We start from the raw sequence: 22503 nt of genomic DNA on the forward strand, positions 1-22503 counted from the left end.
AATTTATTATTGCCATCCCACTATAAATATTTCTTCTTGTTTAAAGCAGGAAATGGAATATCAACTTTGTTCCACTGGATATGGAGTAACTTGATTAGGTTATATCAGAGGCAATATCACAGTAACAGTTGTACCATTACCGGACTCGCTGACAATTTTCAAACTACCTCCGTGTAAATCTACGCATTTTTTCACCACCACCAAACCTAATCCTGTTCCGGGAATATTACGGACATTTTTACCTCGATGAAATGGTTCAAATAATTCATTTAGGTCATTTGTAGGAATGCCAATTCCTTGATCACAAATTTTAATTATCACTTCCCTTTCCTCAAAGATGAGATAAAAATCAACTTGTGTATTTTCTGGTGAATATTTAATTGCATTTGATAACAGATTTCCTAAAATTGAACGCAATAATTTTTCATCTAAATATGCTTGTTCCCAGCTGCCTTCACAAATAAAAGTGAGTGTATGTCGAGAGGTATCACTAAGACGGATTTCTTCCACAAACTGACGACAAAATTGTTCTAAATCTAGCCATTTGGGGTTAAATTCCAAGTTACCAGTTTCTGCTCGATTGATAGTTAAAATATCATCGAGAAGCTGTACCATATTTTTTACAGAATCTTGAATGCGGTGTAAATTGCGAGTTCTTTTTTGGTCATCTTGCCAAGCATGGGGAGAATTTTCTAGTAATTGGGCAGCAGCTAAAGTAACACTTAATGGTGTCCGAAATTCATGGGATGCCATTGAGAAAAACCGAATTTTCATGGCGCTTAATTCCTTTTCTCGCTCCAATGCTATCCGCACTTCTTCTAATCGTTTGCGTTCGGTAATATCACGAGAATTGACAACAATGCGCGTCAGTTCAGAATCATCGACAAATTTCTGACTAATGGCTTCTAAAGTTCGCCAAGAACCATCTTGGTGACAGTAGCGAAATTCTACAGGTAGGGGGATATCTGGATTTTTAATTGCATTGGTAATGTGATAACAAGTTGTCACAAAATCATCAGGATGAATAGATGCAAAAAAATTTTGATTAATCAAATTAGCAGATTGATAACCTAAAACTTTTTCTACCGATGGACTAATATATTGAATAGTTCCATCTGTATCTAGAATAGTAATCACATCCAGAGCATTTTCGATTAGTGAGCGAAATCTTTCTTCACTACGTCGCAAAGCCTGTCCAATTCTTTTCCGTTCAGTAATGTCTGCGACAACTGCTACTATACCACTAATTATTCCCATGCTGTTGCGGAGGGGAGCAGCTGAGAAAACAATATCAATTAATGAACCGTCTTTTTTATAGCGACTTACTTCCAAGCTAGGAGGTGTGATACCTGCTGCCACATTTTGTTTAATTTGTTTATATTCCTCCAAGTCTTCAGACATGATGGGGTTAGGCTGATCTAATATTTCTATTTCAGTCCAACCAAACATCCTTTCGGCTGCTGGATTCCAGATTTTAACATTGTTGTTTAAATCTAAAGTAAAAATAGCACGGGGTGAAGCGGCAATGAGAGATTGAAGGGTTTGATTGGTGTGATTTAAAGCAACTTCGGTACGTTTGCGCTCAACAATTTCTGCTCGTAAAGAATTATTGGTTTTAGCTAGTTCTTCTGTGCGTTGTTGGACTCGGTTTTCTAGTTCTATATTCAGTTCTTGTAACTGTGCGTAGAGTTCTGACTGTTGAATTGCGATCGCAACTTGATTGGCTAATTGTACCATCAATTCTACTTCCCAAGGTTGCCATTCACGGATATTACTGCATTGGTGAGCAATCAACAAACCCCAAAGATAAGGTTGAGAATGGGGGAGAATTTCCCGAACTTCTTGCAATATCGGAACTACTAATTTAGCTTTGACACCAAACTGGTTCACAAATTCTGCCAAACACTGCTCAATATCACCGTTATTAATATCGGTAATAGTGCTAGTTTTTCCTTGAGTGTAGGCGTGATGATATTCTCTAGGAAAGACTTCTGGTGGAAATGTTTCTCCCAAAATACAAGGATAATCAGGTGATACGGTTTCGGTAATTGCACTACCAGTTCCGTCTTCCCAAAGTCGATAAATCAGCACTCTGTCAGCTTGGAGAAACTGTTTTACCTCTGCTACTGTGGTGACTAGCACTTCATCTAAATTCAGAGATTTACGAATTTGGTGAGCTATTTGACTAACTAGACGTTCTCTTTCTGTTTGCTGTCGGAGGATATTTTCTGCTTGTTGTCGTTGAGTTATTTGTCGTTGCAGAAGGTAGTAAGTTGTGAACAGGGTAATGATAAATAATCCAATTGCAACACCTAATGGATTGAGCATATTTTTATATTATACTTATACGTAAGAAACTCTTTACTAAAACCTAAAATTTATGTCTTTTCAGAATAACTCAGCAGCTATAGAGTTTGAACTGAATTTGATTAAAAGTGATGTTCATTTCTACCATGACTTCATGCCAAAATTCTTGAAACAACAATCAGCAGGTACTCTGATTTTTGGATTGATGCCCTATTTATCACTTTTTACGGTTGAGTCATATAATTATCTTCAAAAAACATTTCCAGACTATACAAAAACAATGTCATTTGAATATGAACAAATAATACGTAATTCCAGAATGCGCGTGAAATTTTTTGATGACACTATTAATAAAGTTAGTGGTACGTTTGAATTATTAGATTGGATTTCTGAATTCTATGAAGAGTGGTTTATTAATAGTCATAAAGGTTGTTTATCTTCACTAAAAAGATATTTACAACCAGATTTAGGTATTTTCGCTTATGACGGTCATATTATTGGTTCAACACATACAGGATTTCTTTTTACAGGTTTAGGAAAAGAAAACCTTTCTAAAAATGGTGAAGATATGACAGCGATTATTGGGAATGTACTATATTCGGTTGCTCAAGAACTTGGAGCATATTTAGCACAGTTATGTACATGGACTGAATTCGTACCTATAAAAACTAATAGCTTCTCGTACATAATTCAAGACGATAAACTAGGTTATAAAGATGTGAAATCTGTAGATTTTTTCCCCTCGGTATTTAACAGATATGATACCACATCAATTAATTTTAGTCTTTTGTTATTTCTTTCGACAATAAATTTTATTCGCCATATTCTTACTAGACTCATGGCAAATTATCCTGAAATTTTCTTTAAGCTAAAGTTCATTACTCTTTATCATTTAGCTTCAAGTCTAGAAAGGCTACAGAACTATTGCTATCCCCAAAATTTGCTTACTGAAATCTCCAAGCACTATTTTAAGAATATACTCAACGATAAAGAGTTGAAAAAAATCCGATCAAAAATAGAATTAAGAAATATTTTAGTACATTATCAACTTGCAAAAATACCAAATTCCTTGCTCTCTCCTAGCTTTAATTTAAAATATTTAGTGGAATACTTTTTCAGTGGTGAGAGCTTTGAAGAAATTGACAAAAAAGTAGATGATCAAATTAGCCGGATATCCGATATTTTAGAGCAATGGTTAAATTGGTCTATAAAGCCAAATGAGTTTTTAAGATGGTAAATTGAAACAAGTAGTGCGATAGCGCAAGCGCTGACTTGTCAGTTCGCTAATCTCGTAGCATCAGCTAATGAATTTTACCCTTTACTCAGATGTAATCTTATTGCGTGATTTTCCCGAAGAAAATGTATATGCTGGAGATATTGGCACAGTAGTTGAACAACATGATGTTCCCGGACTAGAAACAGGCTACAGCGTTGAGTTTTTCGATATGCTTGGCAATACTGTGGCGATTGTCACATTACCAATGAGTTGTTTCCGCTTGCCAACTCGTGCCGATAGACCCGCAGTCAGGTTAATGGCGAATATTGCCTAGTTTACACATTCAATATCATCCGAATCCGTTCTTTAACCACTCTGTCTGATTCTTGCATCATAGCGTGGTAAAGAATAGTATTGATTTCAACTGTAGCAATTCCTCCCAAAGATACCGCCGCAGCATAACGGAGCGCCCAATCTTCAGCGTTTAATAATGCCCAAGAAAGCTTATCAATTGCCTTTGTCTTCTTTTCCGGGTCGGTAGTGGAAATAACCATCTGTTCTAAGCCCCTAGCTGCCACCCGACGCACATTTCCTTGACAGTGATTGGCAACTTCTACACCTACTACATCTACCAGCAAATCTAAAGCGAGATCATCACCAAGCTCGGCGAGAATGCGGATAATCCGTGCCTGTATATTCTGATTTGGGCAAGTGTGATAAGCCTCAATCAAAGACTCCACACTTAGGAATACAAGTTGGTCTAATGTTATGTCTGTTTGTACATTTATCATAATTGGTAATCACAGGTATTTTTAACTAATTTTTTTCTCACGCAGAGACGCAGAGGCGCAAAGAAAGAGAGAAACAAGAGTGTTTGGTTTACAGCAGATTGCAGATCAATGAGGTACAGAATCTAAATTGAAACCTATACACAAAGCCAGTTTTACTCCTGACTCCTGACTCCTGACTCCTGACTCCTGCTGTATGTGTTATTAAAGTTGTATTAATAGTTCATCAATTATTTGAAATAGGGTTTGTGTTGCTTGTTGTTTTTCCAACTCTGATTTATCGCTTTCTAATACTGTTTCTAAAATACGTTTTAGGTTTAACAGTTTGAGACTATTACCAACTTTTGCTTGCACAATTGCTTCAGCCGCTTCTATGTGACCAATTGCCCCTAAATCAAAGGCAGCAGCCCAGCGCAAATAGGGATTTTCATGGTTAAGATTTTCAATGATGCGTTCTAGATATTCTGGTTGTTGGGTGATGAGATAAAGATAACGCGCCGCAGCACATTGAACTCGTTCTGAGGAATGCTGTAAAAATGGCTCAACTAAAGGACGTGCTTCTAATACACGCAATTCTCCTAAGGCTTCAATTAAAGCTTCGTAGGGTTGGGATTTACCAGATTGTAAAAGTTTAAATAGGGGAGAAGCAGCGGTGGAATCTCCAATTTTTCCTAAAGCCTCAATCACAACTTCCCGAAATTGCTCATCTTCATCACAGTTTAGGGCATCTAGTAATGCGGGTACTGCTTGAATATTTTTGAGTTGTCCTAAAGCGCGAGCAACCTGACGGCGTAAGGGATAGCCTCCCTGAACTGTGCGATAGCGGACATCTTGGAGTTGGTGACAAAGTGCTGCACAGGCTGATTGAATTTGATGTTTTCCTAACCACCAAGCAGCATAATATCTAATTTGATTATCCTCTGCATCTAGGGCAGAAATGGCACTTTCAGCAGAGAGAATGGGTTCAGGAGGAGAAGTAGTAACAACCATGTCAGATATGGCTAACGCCAAGCTATGCGAACAGGATTTACAGGATTAAAGGATGAACAGGATGAATTTGAAGATGATTTAATTTATCCTGTTCATCTAAATAAACAACGACCGAATTTCAATATGCATTATTCAGAATCCTTTTAGAGACGTTCTTGTAGAGACGTTCCATGGAACGTCTCTACATTCTTTCTCACCAGATTTATAATTGGTAATTTCACCAATCACCAATCACTTTTAAACAGGATTTATGCTGATAATTTTGCCGCCCCGTTTGTGAATTTCTTGATACTTCTGGGAAAGTTGATCAAACGGCACGGTGTAAGACTGTCGGCTGCGACGGACTGCCACTTTTGTTCCAACACCACCGGCGATGACTTCGATGACATACATCCGATTATCTCCGCGAGCAGGAGAACTATTTAATTGTCCCACACCAAGAGCAGATGCAAATCGGATAGATGTGGTGGGAGAAATGATAGTATTAGGCAGATTCATTGCCAGTTGTTGCCGTAACCGGGGGCTTTTTGAGCCGGCATTATCGCTATTACCATTACCTCGATACAGTGTAAACAAGCGGTTGAATCCTACTTGTTTCATGCCAGGAATTGACTTGAACCCCCGGAAGTAGGGAACTGTGTTATCACCAAAGGCGTTATTATACTCTTGGCTGTCAATGTAAGAATCTATTTCCGCATCGTAGCCACTAGAAGCATAGATATCGGTATGATAAGCGATTTCTGACTGATCGTAGGGAGCGCGTCCCAAGAGATGTTTGTAGTTTAGTTCAATGAAGCGAATTTGAGAGTTGTTATAAAAAAATCGCTCTTTGTAAAATTCGGATTTTGCTAATGTTTGCACAAATTGGCGCACACTAATTTGACCATTACGAAGCATGGATTCCTGATTAGCAAAAATTCCGCCAACATAAACACGCTCACGTCCAAAAATGTGTTCGTAAGCGGCTCGAAATACTTGTTGCAATCTGTCTTCACTCCAGTTAGGGCGCAGTTCCAATTTCTGGTCTACAACCGCACTGATGCCTAACCGCTCTTCCATTGAAAGGGTCATGGTTTCAACTCCGTTAAACAACTTCGGGCAGGGGAAAAAGAAAAAGGGGAAAAGGACAAATCATCAATTTTCCCCTTTCCCCTTGCATCGGTTAATAATTTTTAGCTCAATGCGTTGATGGCATAGTTGAGGTAAATATTGGCTTCTCCAGCGACATCACCTGATAGGCCGTTGTTGTCGCGGACAAATTCCAATGCTGCTACATACCAACTGGGAGATAAACCCAAAGCAGCATTAAATTCTTTTACACCTGCAACTACATACTCATCTAGTGGGCCTGTGCCACCAACCACACAGCAATAGCTGATGGTGCGGAGATAATGGCTGATGTCACGAACACACTTAGATTTACCTTCTGGGGTAGAAGCGTATTGAGGACCCTGCATTTGAGTGGTGTAGGGGAATTTCTTATAAACGTGATTAGCCGCAGCTTCTGCCCATTTTTGACCGTTTTGGTTAAAGGCTTTAGCAGCTTCTAGTCCAGCTTGAGCGCGGCTGAAACGACCAAAGATAGCTTGCATTTCGGTGTTGCTTAGGTAAGCACCACGAGAATCAGCAGCAGCAATTGCCTCGGTTAGAGGGGTTTTCATGGCTAAAATTTCTCCCTAAAATATGTATCGACTCAAGCAAAATGAATTTAAAACTTGATGTTATTAAGCAACGGCTGCTGCTGCACGATCAAAGTAACTAGCTAGTTCAGATATTAAGTTGCTGCAATCACCACGGGTAATGCCATTGCTGTCGTTAGCAATTGCGATCGCTGCATCTTTCATTTTACCAATGCCGGAAGCAACGGTACTACCTGGTGTTCCTAATGCTTGGTAGGTTTCGCGCAAACCATTTAAGCAACGATCATCCATTGTGCTGGCATCTCCTGTCAATACAGAGTAGGTGACATAACGCAAAATGAAGCCTAAGTCACGAATGCAAGCTGCTTGGTTACGGTGGTGGAAACACGCACCGCCAGGTCCGAATACATTGGGTTGTTCAGCTACTAATGCCCGATAAGCATTGGCTGTAATTGCTGAAGCATTGCTGGTTAAACGATTTACTACATCTAACCGTTTGTTGCTGTCTCCAACTATTGCAGAGAGAGCGTTAATTTGATCATCGCTCAAATATGCACCTTGGCGATCGCTTTGTTCAACCACTCTAGAAAAAGCATCAAGCATCTTCAATTTCTCCTAAATTTTTTAGGTTTTGACTGGGTTTTGGTAAGGAATTACCTTGACCCGCCTTGATTTAGAAGATTAGTGGGTCGGGTGTAAATAAATAGGTAAGAAAATTGTAAATAAATCGGAAAGATTAGTATAAAAACCGAAATCGTTACAATTCGCAATTGGATTTGTAAAGAAGTATTGCAGATTTAGAAGAAGTATTTTGTTTCTCTCATGGAAAAAGTTCGGGTTTTTGCCGATTTTATGGCTAAAATACGCCTATTTTATCGCTAAGAAACCTTGTTCTTTTCCTGTAAGGTATGACTAAGATTTGCTCTCTAGTCATCTACTTCTGATGAGAATTCTTTTAGTTGAAGACGATATTCGTTTGGCAGAAACCCTGGCAGAGGCACTCACAGACCAGCTTTATGTTGTTGATATTGCCACAGATGGAGAAGCAGGTTGGGATTGTACCAAAGCTCTAAACTATGACCTGCTGCTGTTGGATTTGATGTTACCGGAAATTGATGGTATTACTCTGTGCCATCGGTTGCGATCGCACGGTTACAAAATGCCTGTCCTGATGATCACCGCCTGTGATACAATCAGCGACAAAATCACTGGCTTAGATGCCGGAGGAGACGATTACATCATTAAACCTGTTGACTTGGGCGAATTGTTTGCTCGGATTCGCGCTTTGTTGCGCCGAGGGAACACAGTTTCCCCTCCGATTCTAGAATGGGGACATCTGCAACTCAACCCCAGTACTTATGAGGTAAGTTACGATGGTAATCCTGTTCATTTCACACCCAAAGAATACAGTTTAATGGAATTGCTGCTGCGAAATGGTAGACGAGTCCTGAGTCGCAGCCTGATAATTGAACATATTTGGAGAACGGAAACATCTCCTGATGAACATACTGTAAAAGTTCATCTCAGAAGTGTACGACAGAAACTCAAAGCAGCTGGCGCACCTGAAGATTTTATTGAAACCATGCACGGTATGGGCTATCGTCTTAAATCTTGGACTGAAAAGCCATTTATTAAGCAGTGTTGATTTAAGAAAGGTTAATCAACGGAAAATTGATTTTAGATCCAATCTCAAATTTAAAATCCCCAATCTAAAATCATCATGTCTCAACTCCAACGCATCACTATTAATCCTTCCCAACTTCAAGAAACCCAGCTTTTATTAACACCCCAACAACAACACTATTTATTGCGGGTATTGCGCTTACGTGATGGGGATAAATTTATTGCTATGGATGGAATCGGGAAATGGTGGTTAGCGCAGTTAACAGGAGAACAAGGACAGGTTTTAGAATTACTGGAAGTGAAAACAGAGTTACCTGTATCTATAACTTTGATGTTGGCTTTACCGAAAGGAAATGGCTTTGATGATGTTGTCAGATGTTGTACAGAGTTAGGAGTAACTTGTATTGTACCGATTTTGAGCGATCGCACTTTACTCAATCCCAGTCCGCAAAAACTAGAACGCTGGCGGCGCATTGCCGCAGAAGCCGCTGAACAATCAGAACGGGCTTTTGTCCCCACGATTTTAGAACCTCTAGCTTTTAGCACCGCTATGAGTGAATCTCTAGCGGAACATCGTTATATTTGTGAAGCACGTGGAGATTATCCACATCTCAAAAATGTGATTTCTCATACCTCTTCTGAAATAATTATCGCTATTGGTCCAGAGGGAGGATGGACAGAAAAAGAATTAGAACTAGCGATAGATAAAGGTTTTCAACCCATGTCTCTAGGCCGTCGTATTCTCCGCGCAGTCACAGCGCCAGTTGTTGCATTATCCTTGATTGCTGCTACTTGTGAAGTATAAATGATATATCTCACGCACAACAATAACGCTTCTTTTGCGTCTTTGCGTCTTGGCGCGAGACATTCATTCAAGTTCATTAAAAGTCATGCTGGAAGAAGTTATCGCCGCCTTTGAACGCAAAGACTATAATACAGCCGCTAAATTAATTAAACATCTACTTAAAGAATCGCCAGAAAATCCTTGGGTACAATTCTATCTAGGACGCTTACATGAAGTTTCTGGAGAACGTCAGCGCGCAGAAAAAATTTACCGCCAACTACTACGGCTAACAACCCATAACAAAATTTTGTCACAAGCACGCCAAGGTTTACAGCGGTTAGAAGAAATTAAGCAAGAAGAAAAACAAAGAGCTATTTCTCAAGCTACAGAAAAACCCACTAACACCGAACCAGGAATATTAGTTTTAGAGCCAATTAGTAACGAACTAAAAGTTAAAGCCGCCCCAAAATTTGCCCAAATTATGCAGGTAGATTCCTACACAGCCAGACTAATACTACCAAGTCGCAATTGGAGAATATACCGCACAGGAAAAGTGGGCGAACTTGAATTTTATGGAACACAACTACAACAGGCTGGAATTCCTTGCTTCTGGTTGAGAATCCCACAAATTCAACAAATTCAAGTATTTCAAGTTAAATATTTCTCAGAATCTCAACCGAAACCCACCGTCGTTTGTCGCAATACAGAAAATCAAATTGGTTCTCTCAGCTTTGATTGGTCAGAAGTTACAGCCAGGGTTGTAGGACTATTGCCAATTTTTGAACAGGTTGTAGATGTTAACGCCCGTCGTCAACTAGAACGCAAAATCCAAACTCAAGATTATGCCCAATTTTGTGATTTACACTTGCCTGGAAGACGTAGCATTTTAAGAATTTATGACCAAGGTTATGAATTTCAGCAAGGTTTAGAAATTACTCCCCAACCCAGTCAAAATACAGTTAGAATTAATTGGAATGGTTTAATAAATTGGCTTGAGCAACAAATACCATCAGTCAAGGCTTGGTCAGATTTTAAGCCTTTTGCGGAAAAAATTTTAGATCAAACAGAGGTGCTGAATCAAATTCCCTCTCAAGTTGACCTATTTCAGAGAGAAAAGAGCAATTGGGATTCAGCATTTCAGTTATACAGTGGAATTATTTTTCTAAAAAATGGGGTGAAACAATAAATAATTCAGGAGTCAGGAGTCAGGAGTCAGGAGTCAGGAGTCAGGAGTAAAACTGGCGAATGTGTCTAGGTTTCAATTTTGATTCTGTACCGTATGGCTACGCCACGCAAGCTATCGGCTGACGCTCACGGCGAAGCCTCATTGATCTGCAATCTGCTGTAATAAATTTGGTAGAGACGTTGTATGTAACATCTCTACATTCTTTTCCGTAGATATCTAATGCTCCATTAATTTACCCAGGAGTTTTCACCTGAGTGGCCATATCTAGGAAGACATTCATATTTGCTCCTGGACGACGACGAACATTAGTAGCTGTAGGAACTAGATACTTAGGTGCAAAAGTAGTTTCAGTTGGTACTGCTGGTTTAGCGGGTTCGGCTTTGGGGGCTGGTGTTTTCGCGGGTTCTGTTTTGGTTGCTTTAGCAGATTTTGCTTTAGCAGGTTTTGCTTTAGCAGGTTTTTCTGTCGCTGCTGGTGCGGAGGTTGTTACAGTTGCGGCTACTGGCTTAACTGGTGCTGGTTTGGTTTCAGTCGCTTCTTCTTTTAGTTCTAAGTAGTAACTGTTATCTTTTTTGCGAAACAGTCCAGTGATGAAGCCCAGAATTCCACCGATTAAATTTTTGATAAACCCAAACATGACAATTTCTCCTGTTTTTAATATCTTCCAATATCACCGTAATTATTAATTATTACAGCATAGTGTTACATTTTGTTGAGCTAGTTGTTTCTGGTCATAACCACTAGGGGTTTCTACTCATGACAACTACTGACAATCTTTGAAGACTGCGAACTAATTATTAAATTTTACTGTCACTAGGAGCAAGATTCTGAGACTTCACTTAACAAAAATTTACAATAACTAGTGAGCTAAAAAAACTGTCATAGCCTGGTTGCTGCTGAAAATGATACTCAGTTAGATTTTCTACAGAGTTAATACATCAGAGCATCCATGAATACTGAACAGCTACAACGCAATCCCGTTTTATTAGTACATGGTCTTAATGACACCGGCGCAGTTTTCAATAAAATGGCGCTTTACCTCAGACAACGGGATTGGTCTGTACATACCCTAGATTTATCACCTAATAATGGTGCTGGAGTTTTGGATAAATTAGCACAGCAAGTAGCTGATTATGTGGCTGCAACCTTTGAACCAGAACAAGCATTAGATGTGGTGGGATTTAGCATGGGTGGAATTGTCAGCCGTTATTATATTCAAAGATTGGGGGGAATCAATAATGTGAAGCGGTTTATCACCATTTCATCACCTCATCAAGGAACTGTTGTAGCTTATGGTTCTTGGCTTCCTGGTGCTGTGCAAATGCGTCCTAACAGTGCTTTGCTTCAGGATTTGAATTCTGATGTTCAGATGTTGCAACAGTTGAATTTTACATCTATTTGGACACCTTATGATTTGATGATTGTACCGCCTCGGAGTTCACAAATGCCTGTCGGTAAGGAATTTACTTTACCAGTTGCACTCCACCCTTGGATGTTGACAGATTCTCGGACTTTGGCAATAGTAGCAGATGCTTTAGCCGCAGCGATTACACCCTATCCCCAATCTGGGTATGTTCAGAATTCTCAAAAATCGCCTCTGAATGTCGATAATACTTAAATTCCATTAAGTTATAAAAAGGATCTTCTAAAAAGAAAGTGTGATGTTCGAGGGGAGAACCAACAAAGCGGCTTTTCGGTTCTTCTCTAAAATTTAGCTGTTTGTTTTTTGCTTTTTCTAGTAATTCTTGCCAATCTTGTTCATAGGTAAAAATTAGCCCAAAATGTCGAGGATAAATATTTTTCTGGGGTGTTAGGATGTCTTTCGTTGTATGTGCTACTAATTGATGTCCGTAAAGATTGAGAATCAAAGCGTGGGGGTTTTCTCGTCCGGGAATGCAACCTAAGCCATCAACATAAAAGGCTTTGGTTTGGGGGATATTGGTGACGGGGAAAGCAAGGTGAAATAAGGTTTTGTTCATGGTGGAGGTGGGTTAGAGAATAAAAGTAGGATTTTGTAACTGGTTATGGAATTAGTATCAGTTATTTACAAAGATTGAACTTCAATTTCTGTTTGGACTTCTGTTTGAACTTCTGTTTCAATTTGAGCCTCAACCATTGGGGTATAAATGGAAATATCAGCTTGTATTGCTTCAAAACTCACAACTAAAGAGTATGGAACACTAGCTTCTGGATCATTGTTCCAACCTTCATGTCCAACTACTGCAATAGAAAAAAATTCTGTGAGTTCAAATGAATTTACAACAACCCAATCTTTTTGAAGAGTTCCTGAGCTTCTAGAAACACCATCTATTTTTCCGTAGTTTTTTGACCTTTTACCAAGAGTCCATTGAAAACCTTTGTCTCCCTTTTCAGAATCTTTTGGAGTATCATCCTCTTTCAAAATTCTTTCTAGAAACTTCTCTGTATCTTCTCCTTTTTTACTACAGTCCCAATCCAGCCAAGTTGAAAGATATTTTCGGCGATTTCTGCGGGTTCGGCGTGGTTGTGCTTTGTACGATAAAGTAACTTCTACAAGAATCTTAAAATTCTCTCCTGGAGAACGTAATTTTTCTGGCAGTTTTACTTGGTAAACATGAGCTTGTTTAGCTACAATTCGGCGTTCTCCTATTGTCATTAAAGTAATACGATTGGGAGCATTACCTAAAGCGCGATCAACATTAGGAAGACCATAACCAATTTGACGAACAACATGAAGTTTATTAACTTCATCAGCCATTGTCCATTCTGGCCATCTTGCGGATTGTACTATTAATGCACGGTAAAGAAGGCAACTTTCATTAGGTAATTCAGCAGCTAGACGGGCAGCAATATGACTTACTTTTGGTGCTGCAAAGGAAGTACCAACTTTATCATATCCAACTGCTGGACCGCCATACAAAGTTGAACGTACTAATTCGGGAGCTACATCTTTATGGAGAATAATATTAGGTGGTGTACCTTCATCTTTTACTAAATCACCACCATATTCAACTACTTCTGGTTTAATAGTATTCCAAATTCCAAAACCAGAACATGAAAAGGCTGAAGGTTGCTCCCTTTGTGCAATAGAAGAATAAGGTGGTACATGATAAGAATTTAAGGCAATTGAACCAACTGTTAAAGCTTGAAAACTTTGTGCAGGGTTAGCAATTCTACACGAATTTTCTAGCAGATAATCTGGGTATAGCCTATTTGCTGAAAGATGCTCTCGTATAGACAATCTTGTAATAGGTTTCTTAGGATAAGGAACTTTAGGTAAATTACCTGCTGCTACAATTACAAGGATATCTTTTTGCCATGTTAAATTATCAATGGTTGATGCCCATGCACTCATATATCTAGTAAGACATGGAGATTGTCCAGTTATAGAGTGATTAAAAATTCTCGTTGATGTTAAATCATGATAAAACTCCACGATATCTTTCAATAGCTGAGGTGGAAATACTTGAATAGGTAGGTAGCAATCAGCATCAAGCACTCTAGCATTTTGTATCCAGCAAATAGCTTTTTCTTTACCACTACGAGGTATTTTTCTCGGATAAAGCAATGCACCAGCAACCATCGTTCCATGTCCGCCATTTTTTACATAATCAGGAGTTTTACCAGTTTCACCGGGAACCCAAGAAGTTGAATTTTGTGAATCAATTGCTACCTTTAATAAAGAATGCATTTCTTGAATACCACTATCTATAATGCATACTTTTGGAGCATTATAATCTGCTGCTTCCAGTTGAAAATTTGGAGTGCTAGAATCAGGTAATTCTTCCTGATTTAGCATTTCGGAAAACTGATCTGGTGAACTAATTTCAAAAATGTAGGGGAAGTTTTCTACTAAATCTTTTAGACCTTTACCTGAAATTTGAATTCGACAAGAAAAACTGTCAGGTAAACGAACTGTACCAAGTTCACCCCCATCATCTTGAAAACCTTTAATAATATTGCCTTTATAAAATTCAATAATCTCTTCAAATTCATCTTGCCTTTCCCATGATAGTTTCTCCCATTCATTTTCTGTTAACTGACGTTTTGGAATCCAATTATTAACTTTTTTTGTAAAACTCTCATCAGTATCATGAGATTGTCGTTTGGGATAATTAGGTAACTTTGTTGCAGTTCCTACACAAGCAACACCTACATCAACAGTATAAATTTGTTCTTCTTTTATTGGAAGCCAATTTTCATATAATTCAGCAAATAAAGTAGGAGAAAGAATTAATTCGGGCTTTTTTTTACCATCTATTATTTCCCAAATTTCGGCAACTTTATTACCACCATATTCCTCATTTATAAATTTTTCTATTTTTTTCTGGAGTTCACTAAGTTCTATATCTGCCGATGCACCAATAATATATCCATCTTCTGTATCAGCAATCAATTCAATGCCATAAGCTTTCAAACCATCTGGATCAAAAGAACCAGGATCAATTTGTAAGATAATACGTCGAGATTTAAATTGGGGATGTTCTTCTTCTGGTTTTTCTTGAGTATCCTGCTGCCAATCAAAAATCACAGATTCAAGCGAACCCTTTAATTTACTTCCATGTCCCTGCCGATTACTAAGATTAGTAATTGTTTGAAGACTCTTTGTGCTGCGACCTCGCAGTACAGCACGTCCTTCAGTTGTTAACTTAAGCTGAATATGCGGAAAACCCTGAGAACTTTGAACCATTTTTTTCTCCAGACACCAAAAATTAATACTAGGAAACCTTAATTTCTGTGATCGCTTCTTCTAAGTGTTCCTGAATCACTAACTCCTCTCGCTCCAAAATCGCTCGTTTAGCCGCATCCTGAGCAACTCTGACAGCTTGAGCCGCAGAAAAATCTCTCATCTGTTCAATAATCCTTGGCCAGTTGATAGATCCCACTTCAATAGCAGATAGTGTTTCCTTTAGTATAAATTCTAGCTCTTGTTCTCCCGGTTTGGGTACTGCAATCAAATCATCAAATCTTCTCCAAAGGGCAGTATCCAAAGATTTATTCAAGTTTGTAGCCGCTACTAAAAGACCGGAAGAGGGTTGATATTCATCCAGAATTTGCAAAAATGTATTTACAACTCGCTTAATTTCTCCTACTTCTTGATTGTCCTCTCTTGATTTAGCAATCGAGTCACATTCATCAAGAAACAACAAACATGGATTTTTTGAAGCATCCTCAAATACAAGTCTTAAATTACTGGCAGTCTCCCCTAAAAAAGACGACACCATTGCATCAAAACGTACTTTTAAAAGCGGTAAACCTGTATTCCAAGCTAAACGTTCTGCTCCTAATGTTTTTCCACAACCAGGAGGTCCATAAAGGAGAATTTTTTGTCTGTAACGCAGTCCATGATGAGCTAGTCTATCTCTTGCTGCATATTCACGCTCAATTCTTTGGAAACGCTTCTCAATCTTTTCCGGCAATACCATGTAATGACGTAGTTTATCCCTTGGTATACTTGTTACCAGAGGAAGATTAAAACGCTTACTGCTTGGTAATTCACTTAAACCCTGTAAGTTTTCTGGTGCTGTTCGCGTAGCGTCTCGAAGAGAGGGAACAGGTTTAATAAAGTCGGGAGATTGCTCCTTGGATTTCTTTTTAGTAATATTCTCTAACTGGTCAGCAAGAAGAGTATGTCCTTTGCTGCGTTCTTCTTCTATAACTAGATATGTGAGTTTATCAATCGCTTCTTGATCTGAACTAGCGATCGCCCTAAAAAACCTTTTGAGAAGCTCTCCTTTCATATTGCCTCTCTCCGCAAAAATAGCAATTTCTTATTTATATAGTACAAGTATACTATTAAACGTAGTGCATTACAAATTATAACGTGATCACGAGATCTATAGTGATTATATTAAGTTTTACAAATTGCATTTTGTCGATCTGACCAAATAATGAAGACAGACACCATATTTTACACTCTCCTACAAAATCTCCCCAGCGTCTTATTTGAACTGCTGGAAAAACCACCCCAACTAGCTGTACACTACGAATTTTCATCAGTAGAAATCAAAGAACTAGCACGTCGCATAGATGGTGTATTTCTACCTAAAGCCGAGTACCCAGAAGATCCGATTTATTTTGTTGAAGTCCAATTTCAGCCCGATGAAGATTTATACTGGCGGTTAATTACAGAAGTATTTCTTTACTTAAACCAATATAAGCCTGATAAATCATGGCAAGCTGTAGTATTGTGGGCAAAACGTAGTCTTGATCCTGGAATACCTTTTGCATATCAAACTTCGCTTGCTGCTGGACAAATTCATGTAGTTTATTTAGATGAATTAACTGATACATCATCTTCAATTGGTTTAGGAATTATTAAATTAGTAGTTGCGCCTGAAGATGAAGCAGTACAAACAGCAAGAAGTTTAATTAATTTAGTACAACAAGCAGATGCGGCCAACAGTCGTTATCTTTTAGAATTAGTAGAAAGAATGCTAATTTACAAGTTTTCCACCTATAGCCGTCAGGAGTTAGAAGCGATGTTTGGATTAACAGAATGGCGACAAACCAGATTTTATCAAGAAGTTAAGGAAGAAGTTCAGGAAGAAACTCAGCTAAAAACTAAGCTAGAAACAATTCCTCGTCTTTTGAAAATGGGGTTGAGTGTAGAACAAATTGCCGAAGCACTAGAATTAAACATTGAAGTTGTACAACAAGTAATGAAACAGCAAAGTAAAAAAGAATCTGAATAACTTTATATTAACTGCAAATCTAAACTATTCCAGCTTGAAAAATCTGATTTGCAGTTAAATTTAATTCTGTAAAAGTTTGAGAAATAATCCTGTCATTTTCTCTAAACTTACTAATCTGATATTCTCCATCAACCAAGTTACAAACAGAGATTGTTGGTTGTTTAGGATTACCAATAAAATTACGTCCACCCAACGCGGCATAATCTATAATCCAATATTCAGAAATTCCCATCTCTTCTCTTCGAGACGCTACGCGAACATAATCAGCATATTTCAAATAATAATCATCACGCCAGTTAATTGATACAATTTCAATTACCAAAGGTATGGATGCACCTAAACTGATAGTTGATTGTTTTTTCCATAATTGTTCGTTGGCTAAATTTGCACGGTTTAGCACCAACAAATCGGGGAAATAACCAGAATCTTTGCCTTCAGGTCTAACTATAACTTGATTGGGGATACCGTAGGGTAATCCAAGACGTTTGATTTCAAAAGGAATTTCCACACCCAGAAACCCTTTAACTTCTTCATGATCACCTACTGGTTGTGCCATTTCAACAATATTCCCATTATGTAGTTCATAACGTACCCCGGAATTTTCAGGTAGCCAATCAATAAATTCCTCGAAGGTAACAAGTTTAGTTAATGCTTGGGTCATGGCTTTTGAGAATTACTGATTATAAATATTTTATATGTAAATTAAGAGATTTGACAAATAACAATGGAGAGGTAAAATTACGATAAATCTGTGGTAAATGAGTATAAAATCATCTTATTACCATAAAAACCCTAAAAACACTCACAATTTATCACCAATGTTATCTTTAATTGAGTCTTTAAATCCCTGGTTAGTAGGTGTAGGTTTAAATGCGATTTTGTTGGGGATAGTGGCGATTATTCCTAAGAAATTGCTCACTCCGGCGGGTATCTTCCATGCTTGGTTATTGGGTGTAATTATTTGGGGAACACTAGGTTGGCCAGGATATCTAGTGGTAGTGTTTTATTTTATTGTCGGTTCTGGGGTGACGCGTATTGGCATGGCGCAAAAGGAAGCAGCAGGAATTGCAGAAAAGCGTTCTGGTGCTAGGGGACCAGAAAATGTTTGGGGTTCGGCGTTAATTGCGGCGCTGTGTGCTGTGGGAGTGTTGCTTGTACCTGATTTGAAGTTTTTACTATGTTTGGGCTATGTAGCGAGTTTCAGCACTAAGCTATCGGACACGACAGCGAGTGAAGTGGGTAAAGCTTATGGTAAGAGTACCTTTTTGATTACGACGCTGCAACCTGTAGCTAGAGGTACAGAAGGGGCGGTAAGCTTAGAAGGAACTTTAGCGGGTGTTGTCGGCTCAGTGGCGATCGCACTTGTGGCTTGGGGTGTTAATTTAATTGATATCTTAGGAATTGCTTGGTGTGTATTAGCGGCATTTATTGCTACAAACCTAGAAAGTGTCATTGGTGCAACATTGCAATCTAAATATACTTGGCTTACCAATGAAGTCGTAAACATCATCAACACATTTATCGGTGCGGTTTCTGCTATTAGCCTCGCCTTGATTTGGAAAAGTATATTTGTTTGAATTGTTACTAAAACCTAGTAAAACATTTACAGCATATTTGCTGTTTTTTTTATATTTACTGCCTCAAAACATACTAAATATTATGTCCATGATTACCTTTACTATTGAGAGAATTCTCGGTAAGTTGGGTTAATTTTATAATTATTTATTTTTTACCTATCTAATTCACAGAATCTTTATCATTATGAACCGTAATTTCCTACGGTTTTATCTATTATTCAATAGAAAAGTTGTATAGATTTTTAGTGGTTTCCTCATATTTATTTCATGAAATCTTCATCATTTTTTACTGTTAATGACGAGCAGATTGACCTTTCTCAAGTAATCAAGTACTTACAAGTCTCTGGTAAACTGAATCAGTTTATTAGTGATGTAATCCGTCAATATGTCATCGAACAAGAACTACAGACACGAACAGATATTGATATCAGTCCGGCATTAATTGAACAAACAATTATTGATTTTCGACTGAAAAATCAACTAACTGATCCTCAAAATTTTCAAGACTGGTTAAGAAATAATGGTAGTGACTACACCACATTTCATGAGTCAGTTATTTTTAGTTTCCAATTAGAAAAACTGAAAGCTTTAGTTGCAGAAGAAAAACTGCCAGAACACTTTATTGAACACAAGATTTATTTAGATCGAGTTGTACTCTCTCGGATTATGGTTGATAGCCGAGAACTAGCTGAAGAACTACAAACTCAAATTGAAGAAGGAAGTAGTTTTGAACAATTAGCAAAAGAGTATTCATTGGCAGATGAACGAATTTTCAACGGGATGATGGGACCAATTAGTCGGGGGAGTTTACCCGATGTTTTGCGGGCGGCTATAGATGCTGCAAATCCTGGACAAATGACAGGAGTGATAGAACTTGAAGGGCGTTTCAGTTTGTTTAGAGTAGAACAATTTCTGCCCGCATCTTTAGAAGATACTCAACTAAAAAAATCACTCGAAAATGAGTTATTTGATAAATGGCTAGGGTCGAAAATTCAAAATCTGACAGTAAAATTACAAGTGAGCTAAAAATTCTGGATAATAACTCTTTACAAGCAAATGTGGTAGATTCTTTACCCTGGAATCAACCACCACTATCCTGGCTTACAGATGTACAAAAAACCCAATTAAAAAATCAGTCAGAAATCCGTGAATACAAACTTGGGGAGAAAATTTGGTCACAAGAATTAGGAGGTTATCAGTTTTTTATTGTTACTGGTAAAGTCCGCTTACGCACCGAAGATGTCAGCCAACCTGTAGCAATTTTACAGAAAGGAGATTGGTTTGGCGATTGTCAAAAGATATTCGCTGATTGTAAAGCTGTAGCTGCTAGTAAGGAAGTGGTAATTGTGTGTTGGAATTCAGCACTGTGGGCAAAGTTTTCCACTTCTCAAATTGATGAATTTTGGAATTTGACAGGTGATATAAAAGGTGACAGGGAACAGGTAATAGGTGACAGAGGAGAGGAAGCAAATTATTATCCTTCTTCTTCACCTTCTTCACCTTCTTTACTGTCACCTGTCACCTGTCACCTGTCACCTTCTTATCCTTTTGTCGCGAGTGGGAATACTGGTGCGGCTTGTTTAACAATGGTGGCGCAACATTTAAATAATGCTGTACAACTGGAATGGGTGCAACGTCAACTCCGAGGACAACGCCCCAAAAATCTAGTTGAAGCAGCAGAAAAAGTAGGGTTAGTTTTGCGCCGCGTGCAGGTAAGTTGGGGTGAATTACGACAGTTATCATTTCCAGCTTTGTTGGAGTGGAAATCTGAATCTATCAGTAGTTGGGTTGTAGCTTATGGGATGAAAGGTAATTGTTTAATTATTGCCAATCCTCTCAATTTTGAATGTGAATATTTAACCCAATCAGTAGTAGAATCCTGCTGGGATGGTAAATTATGGCAAGCAGAACTGGTTTCCAAACAAGAAAAATTTAACCTTTCTTGGTTCACTCCCGCAGTTTGGAAATATCGAGTTTTGTTAGGTGAAGTATTGCTGGCTTCCTTTACTTTGCAATTGTTGGGGTTAACGACACCGTTAATTACCCAAGTCATCATTGATAAAGTGATGGTACAGGAGAGTTTAGCCACTCTCGACGTAATGGCGATCGCACTTTTGTTGGTTGCTATATTTGAATCTATCCTGGGTATGCTGCGGCTATTCATCTTTACGCACACAGCACGGCGTTTAGATTTGAGTTTATCGGCTCAACTTTTTCGCCATTTGATGCGTTTACCCTTGGCTTATTTTGAGTCAAGGAGAGTGGGAGATACAATCGCTAGAGTTCAGGAATTAGAACAAATTCGCCAATTCCTGACAGGTACAGCTTTAACAGTTATTCTCGATAGCATCTTTGCGGTGGTGTACTTGGGATTGATGTTTTATTACAACATTCCCCTTACCTTTGTGGCGTTAGCAGTATTACCCTTATTTGCGACTTTGACAATTGTCGCTACACCGATTTTGCGGAATTGGTTAAATGAAACTTTCAACCGCAGTGCTGACAGTCAATCATTTTTGGTAGAGACAGTCACGGGTATACATTCAGTTAAAGCCCACGCCGCAGAACCAGTAGCTAGAGAACGTTGGGAAGGCTTATTTGCTCGCTTTATTCGCACCAGTTTTAAAGCTTCCACAACATCTAATATTAGCAGTAATATTGGTGACTTTCTCACTAATTTTTCTACATTGCTAATCCTTTGGTTTGGGGCAAAATTAGTAATTGATCATCAACTCACAGTTGGTCAATTAATCGCCTTTCAAATGTTATCAGGTAGAGTTACTGGACCACTTTTACGCCTAGTGCAATTGTGGCAAAATCTCCAACAAGTTCTACTATCTGTAGACCGCATTGGTGATATTCTCAACGCCGCCCCAGAAACCGAAGCGGGAACAGGTTTAGTATTACCACCACTTAAAGGTGAAGTTAGTTTTGAGCAAGTATTTTTCCGCTACAATTCTAATACAGAACCGGTATTAAAAGGAATTTCTTTTAATGTCGAACCTGGACAATTTGTAGGAATTGTCGGACGTAGCGGTTCTGGAAAAAGTACCCTTTCCAAAATTTTGCAACGCCTTTATCAAATTGAATCAGGCCGCATTCTCATTGATGGTTTTGATATCAAAAGTGCTGATTTAGCATCTTTGCGACAACAAATCGGCGTAGTTCTCCAAGAAGACTTTTTATTTAATGGTTCTATCTTGGAAAACATCAGTTTAGGAAATCCAGATATTACTGCTGAACAAGTTGTAGAAGCTGCGAGATTAGCCGTAGCCCATGATTTCATCAGTCAATTACCTTACGGTTATGAAAATAATGTTGGTGAAAGAGGTACTGCTTTATCTGGTGGACAAAGACAACGTATAGCTTTAGCCCGATTGTTTCTTTCTGCTGCACCAATTTTGATTTTAGATGAAGCTACCAGCGCTTTAGATAGTGAAACCGAACAGCAAGTATTACAAAACCTGCAAAAAGTTTCTGCTAACCGCACTGTGTTTTTAATTGCTCACCGTTTCGCACCTTTGAAACGTGCTGATTTAATATTAGTAATGGAAAAAGGTGTAATTGCAGAACAGGGTACACACGCGGAGTTATTAAAACAAAAGGGTTTGTACTGGTCACTTTATCAACGACAGCAGGCGAATATTTAAGAGGATGTTTTAAAGATTGATGCTATTGCTCAAAAACTTTTATATCCCCTAAATTCACGCCAGTTTGA

At 38.4% G+C, this 22503-nt stretch carries 21 protein-coding genes; 10 read left to right on the plus strand and 11 right to left on the minus strand.

Features of this window, described 5'->3' with window-relative positions:
- Positions 1-99 precede the first annotated feature (99 nt).
- Positions 100-2328 (minus strand): sensor histidine kinase, encoded by a 2229-nt coding sequence (locus H6G68_RS22890; protein WP_190908713.1) that lies wholly within the window; start codon positions 2326-2328, stop codon positions 100-102.
- 52 nt (positions 2329-2380) lie between these two features.
- On the opposite strand from H6G68_RS22890, the gene H6G68_RS22895 reads away from it, so the two are divergent.
- A complete protein-coding gene (locus H6G68_RS22895; RefSeq protein ID WP_190908714.1) occupies positions 2381-3544 on the plus strand; it encodes a 3'-5' exonuclease family protein in 1164 nt (387 codons plus the stop codon).
- Positions 3545-3611: 67 nt separating this feature from the next.
- Positions 3612-3857, plus strand: a complete 246-nt coding sequence (locus tag H6G68_RS22900; protein ID WP_190908715.1) for a DUF4926 domain-containing protein — start codon at positions 3612-3614, stop codon at positions 3855-3857.
- A 1-nt stretch (position 3858) separates the two neighbouring features.
- Here the strand turns inward: H6G68_RS22900 and H6G68_RS22905 are convergent, their stop codons facing one another.
- From H6G68_RS22905 to H6G68_RS22925, 5 genes are all read right to left on the minus strand, one after another.
- A complete protein-coding gene (locus tag H6G68_RS22905; protein ID WP_190908716.1) occupies positions 3859-4314 on the minus strand; it encodes a HEAT repeat domain-containing protein in 456 nt (151 codons plus the stop codon).
- A gap of 201 nt (positions 4315-4515) precedes the next feature.
- Entirely contained in the window at positions 4516-5301 is a 786-nt protein-coding gene (locus H6G68_RS22910) for a HEAT repeat domain-containing protein (RefSeq protein WP_190908717.1), read from the minus strand.
- 237 nt (positions 5302-5538) lie between these two features.
- The gene (locus H6G68_RS22915; protein WP_190908718.1) at positions 5539-6372 is read right to left on the minus strand and encodes a phycobilisome linker polypeptide; all 834 of its coding nucleotides are present in this window, start codon (positions 6370-6372) and stop codon (positions 5539-5541) included.
- A gap of 101 nt (positions 6373-6473) precedes the next feature.
- On the minus strand, positions 6474-6962 hold the full coding sequence (locus tag H6G68_RS22920) for a globin family protein (protein ID WP_127055779.1): 489 nt from the start codon (positions 6960-6962) through the stop codon (positions 6474-6476).
- Positions 6963-7025: 63 nt separating this feature from the next.
- Entirely contained in the window at positions 7026-7544 is a 519-nt protein-coding gene (locus H6G68_RS22925; protein WP_127055780.1) for a globin family protein, read from the minus strand.
- 340 nt (positions 7545-7884) lie between these two features.
- Here H6G68_RS22925 and H6G68_RS22930 point away from each other — a divergent pair, with 340 nt between their 5' ends.
- From H6G68_RS22930 to H6G68_RS22940, 3 genes are all read left to right on the plus strand, one after another.
- The gene (locus tag H6G68_RS22930) at positions 7885-8586 is read left to right on the plus strand and encodes a response regulator transcription factor (protein WP_190908719.1); all 702 of its coding nucleotides are present in this window, start codon (positions 7885-7887) and stop codon (positions 8584-8586) included.
- Positions 8587-8661: 75 nt separating this feature from the next.
- Positions 8662-9369 carry a 16S rRNA (uracil(1498)-N(3))-methyltransferase gene (locus tag H6G68_RS22935; RefSeq protein WP_190908720.1) on the plus strand — a complete coding sequence of 236 codons (708 nt, stop codon included), beginning with the start codon at positions 8662-8664 and terminating at the stop codon, positions 9367-9369.
- Positions 9370-9454: 85 nt separating this feature from the next.
- A complete protein-coding gene (locus tag H6G68_RS22940) occupies positions 9455-10534 on the plus strand; it encodes a tetratricopeptide repeat protein (RefSeq protein WP_190908721.1) in 1080 nt (359 codons plus the stop codon).
- A 232-nt stretch (positions 10535-10766) separates the two neighbouring features.
- Here the strand turns inward: H6G68_RS22940 and H6G68_RS22945 are convergent, their stop codons facing one another.
- Positions 10767-11171 carry a hypothetical protein gene (locus H6G68_RS22945; protein ID WP_190908722.1) on the minus strand — a complete coding sequence of 135 codons (405 nt, stop codon included), beginning with the start codon at positions 11169-11171 and terminating at the stop codon, positions 10767-10769.
- Between the two features lie 312 nt (positions 11172-11483).
- Between H6G68_RS22945 and H6G68_RS22950 the strand changes: the two genes are divergently transcribed.
- Positions 11484-12152, plus strand: coding sequence for an esterase/lipase family protein (locus H6G68_RS22950; RefSeq protein ID WP_190908723.1), 669 nt, complete (start codon positions 11484-11486; stop codon positions 12150-12152).
- On the opposite strand, the gene H6G68_RS22955 is transcribed toward H6G68_RS22950, so the two are convergent.
- The 3 genes from H6G68_RS22955 to H6G68_RS22965 all read right to left on the minus strand — a co-directional run bounded on the left by H6G68_RS22955 (position 12082) and on the right by H6G68_RS22965 (position 16254).
- Positions 12082-12513 carry a VOC family protein gene (locus H6G68_RS22955; RefSeq protein WP_190908724.1) on the minus strand — a complete coding sequence of 144 codons (432 nt, stop codon included), beginning with the start codon at positions 12511-12513 and terminating at the stop codon, positions 12082-12084. The genes H6G68_RS22950 and H6G68_RS22955 overlap by 71 nt on opposite strands.
- A 65-nt stretch (positions 12514-12578) precedes the next feature.
- Positions 12579-15203: a S8 family peptidase gene (locus H6G68_RS22960; RefSeq protein WP_190908725.1), complete on the minus strand. Its 2625-nt coding sequence runs from the start codon at positions 15201-15203 to the stop codon at positions 12579-12581.
- 28 nt (positions 15204-15231) lie between these two features.
- A complete protein-coding gene (locus H6G68_RS22965; RefSeq protein ID WP_190908726.1) occupies positions 15232-16254 on the minus strand; it encodes an ATP-binding protein in 1023 nt (340 codons plus the stop codon).
- A gap of 150 nt (positions 16255-16404) precedes the next feature.
- On the opposite strand from H6G68_RS22965, the gene H6G68_RS22970 reads away from it, so the two are divergent.
- Positions 16405-17208, plus strand: a complete 804-nt coding sequence (locus H6G68_RS22970) for an Rpn family recombination-promoting nuclease/putative transposase (protein ID WP_190908727.1) — start codon at positions 16405-16407, stop codon at positions 17206-17208.
- A gap of 19 nt (positions 17209-17227) precedes the next feature.
- Here H6G68_RS22970 and H6G68_RS22975 read toward each other — a convergent pair whose 3' ends face one another.
- Entirely contained in the window at positions 17228-17869 is a 642-nt protein-coding gene (locus H6G68_RS22975; RefSeq protein WP_190908728.1) for a Uma2 family endonuclease, read from the minus strand.
- Positions 17870-18026: 157 nt separating this feature from the next.
- On the opposite strand from H6G68_RS22975, the gene H6G68_RS22980 reads away from it, so the two are divergent.
- The 3 genes from H6G68_RS22980 to H6G68_RS22990 all read left to right on the plus strand — a co-directional run bounded on the left by H6G68_RS22980 (position 18027) and on the right by H6G68_RS22990 (position 22435).
- Positions 18027-18785, plus strand: coding sequence for a TIGR00297 family protein (locus tag H6G68_RS22980; protein ID WP_190908729.1), 759 nt, complete (start codon positions 18027-18029; stop codon positions 18783-18785).
- A 267-nt stretch (positions 18786-19052) separates the two neighbouring features.
- Positions 19053-19811, plus strand: a complete 759-nt coding sequence (locus H6G68_RS22985; RefSeq protein WP_071191936.1) for a foldase protein PrsA — start codon at positions 19053-19055, stop codon at positions 19809-19811.
- Entirely contained in the window at positions 19760-22435 is a 2676-nt protein-coding gene (locus H6G68_RS22990) for a type I secretion system permease/ATPase (protein ID WP_190908730.1), read from the plus strand. Before H6G68_RS22985 ends, H6G68_RS22990 begins: the two co-directional genes overlap by 52 nt.
- The last annotated feature ends 68 nt before the right edge of the window (positions 22436-22503 follow it).

It is taken from the genome of Anabaena catenula FACHB-362 (assembly GCF_014698735.1).
GTDB lineage: Bacteria > Cyanobacteriota > Cyanobacteriia > Cyanobacteriales > Nostocaceae > Anabaena > Anabaena variabilis_A.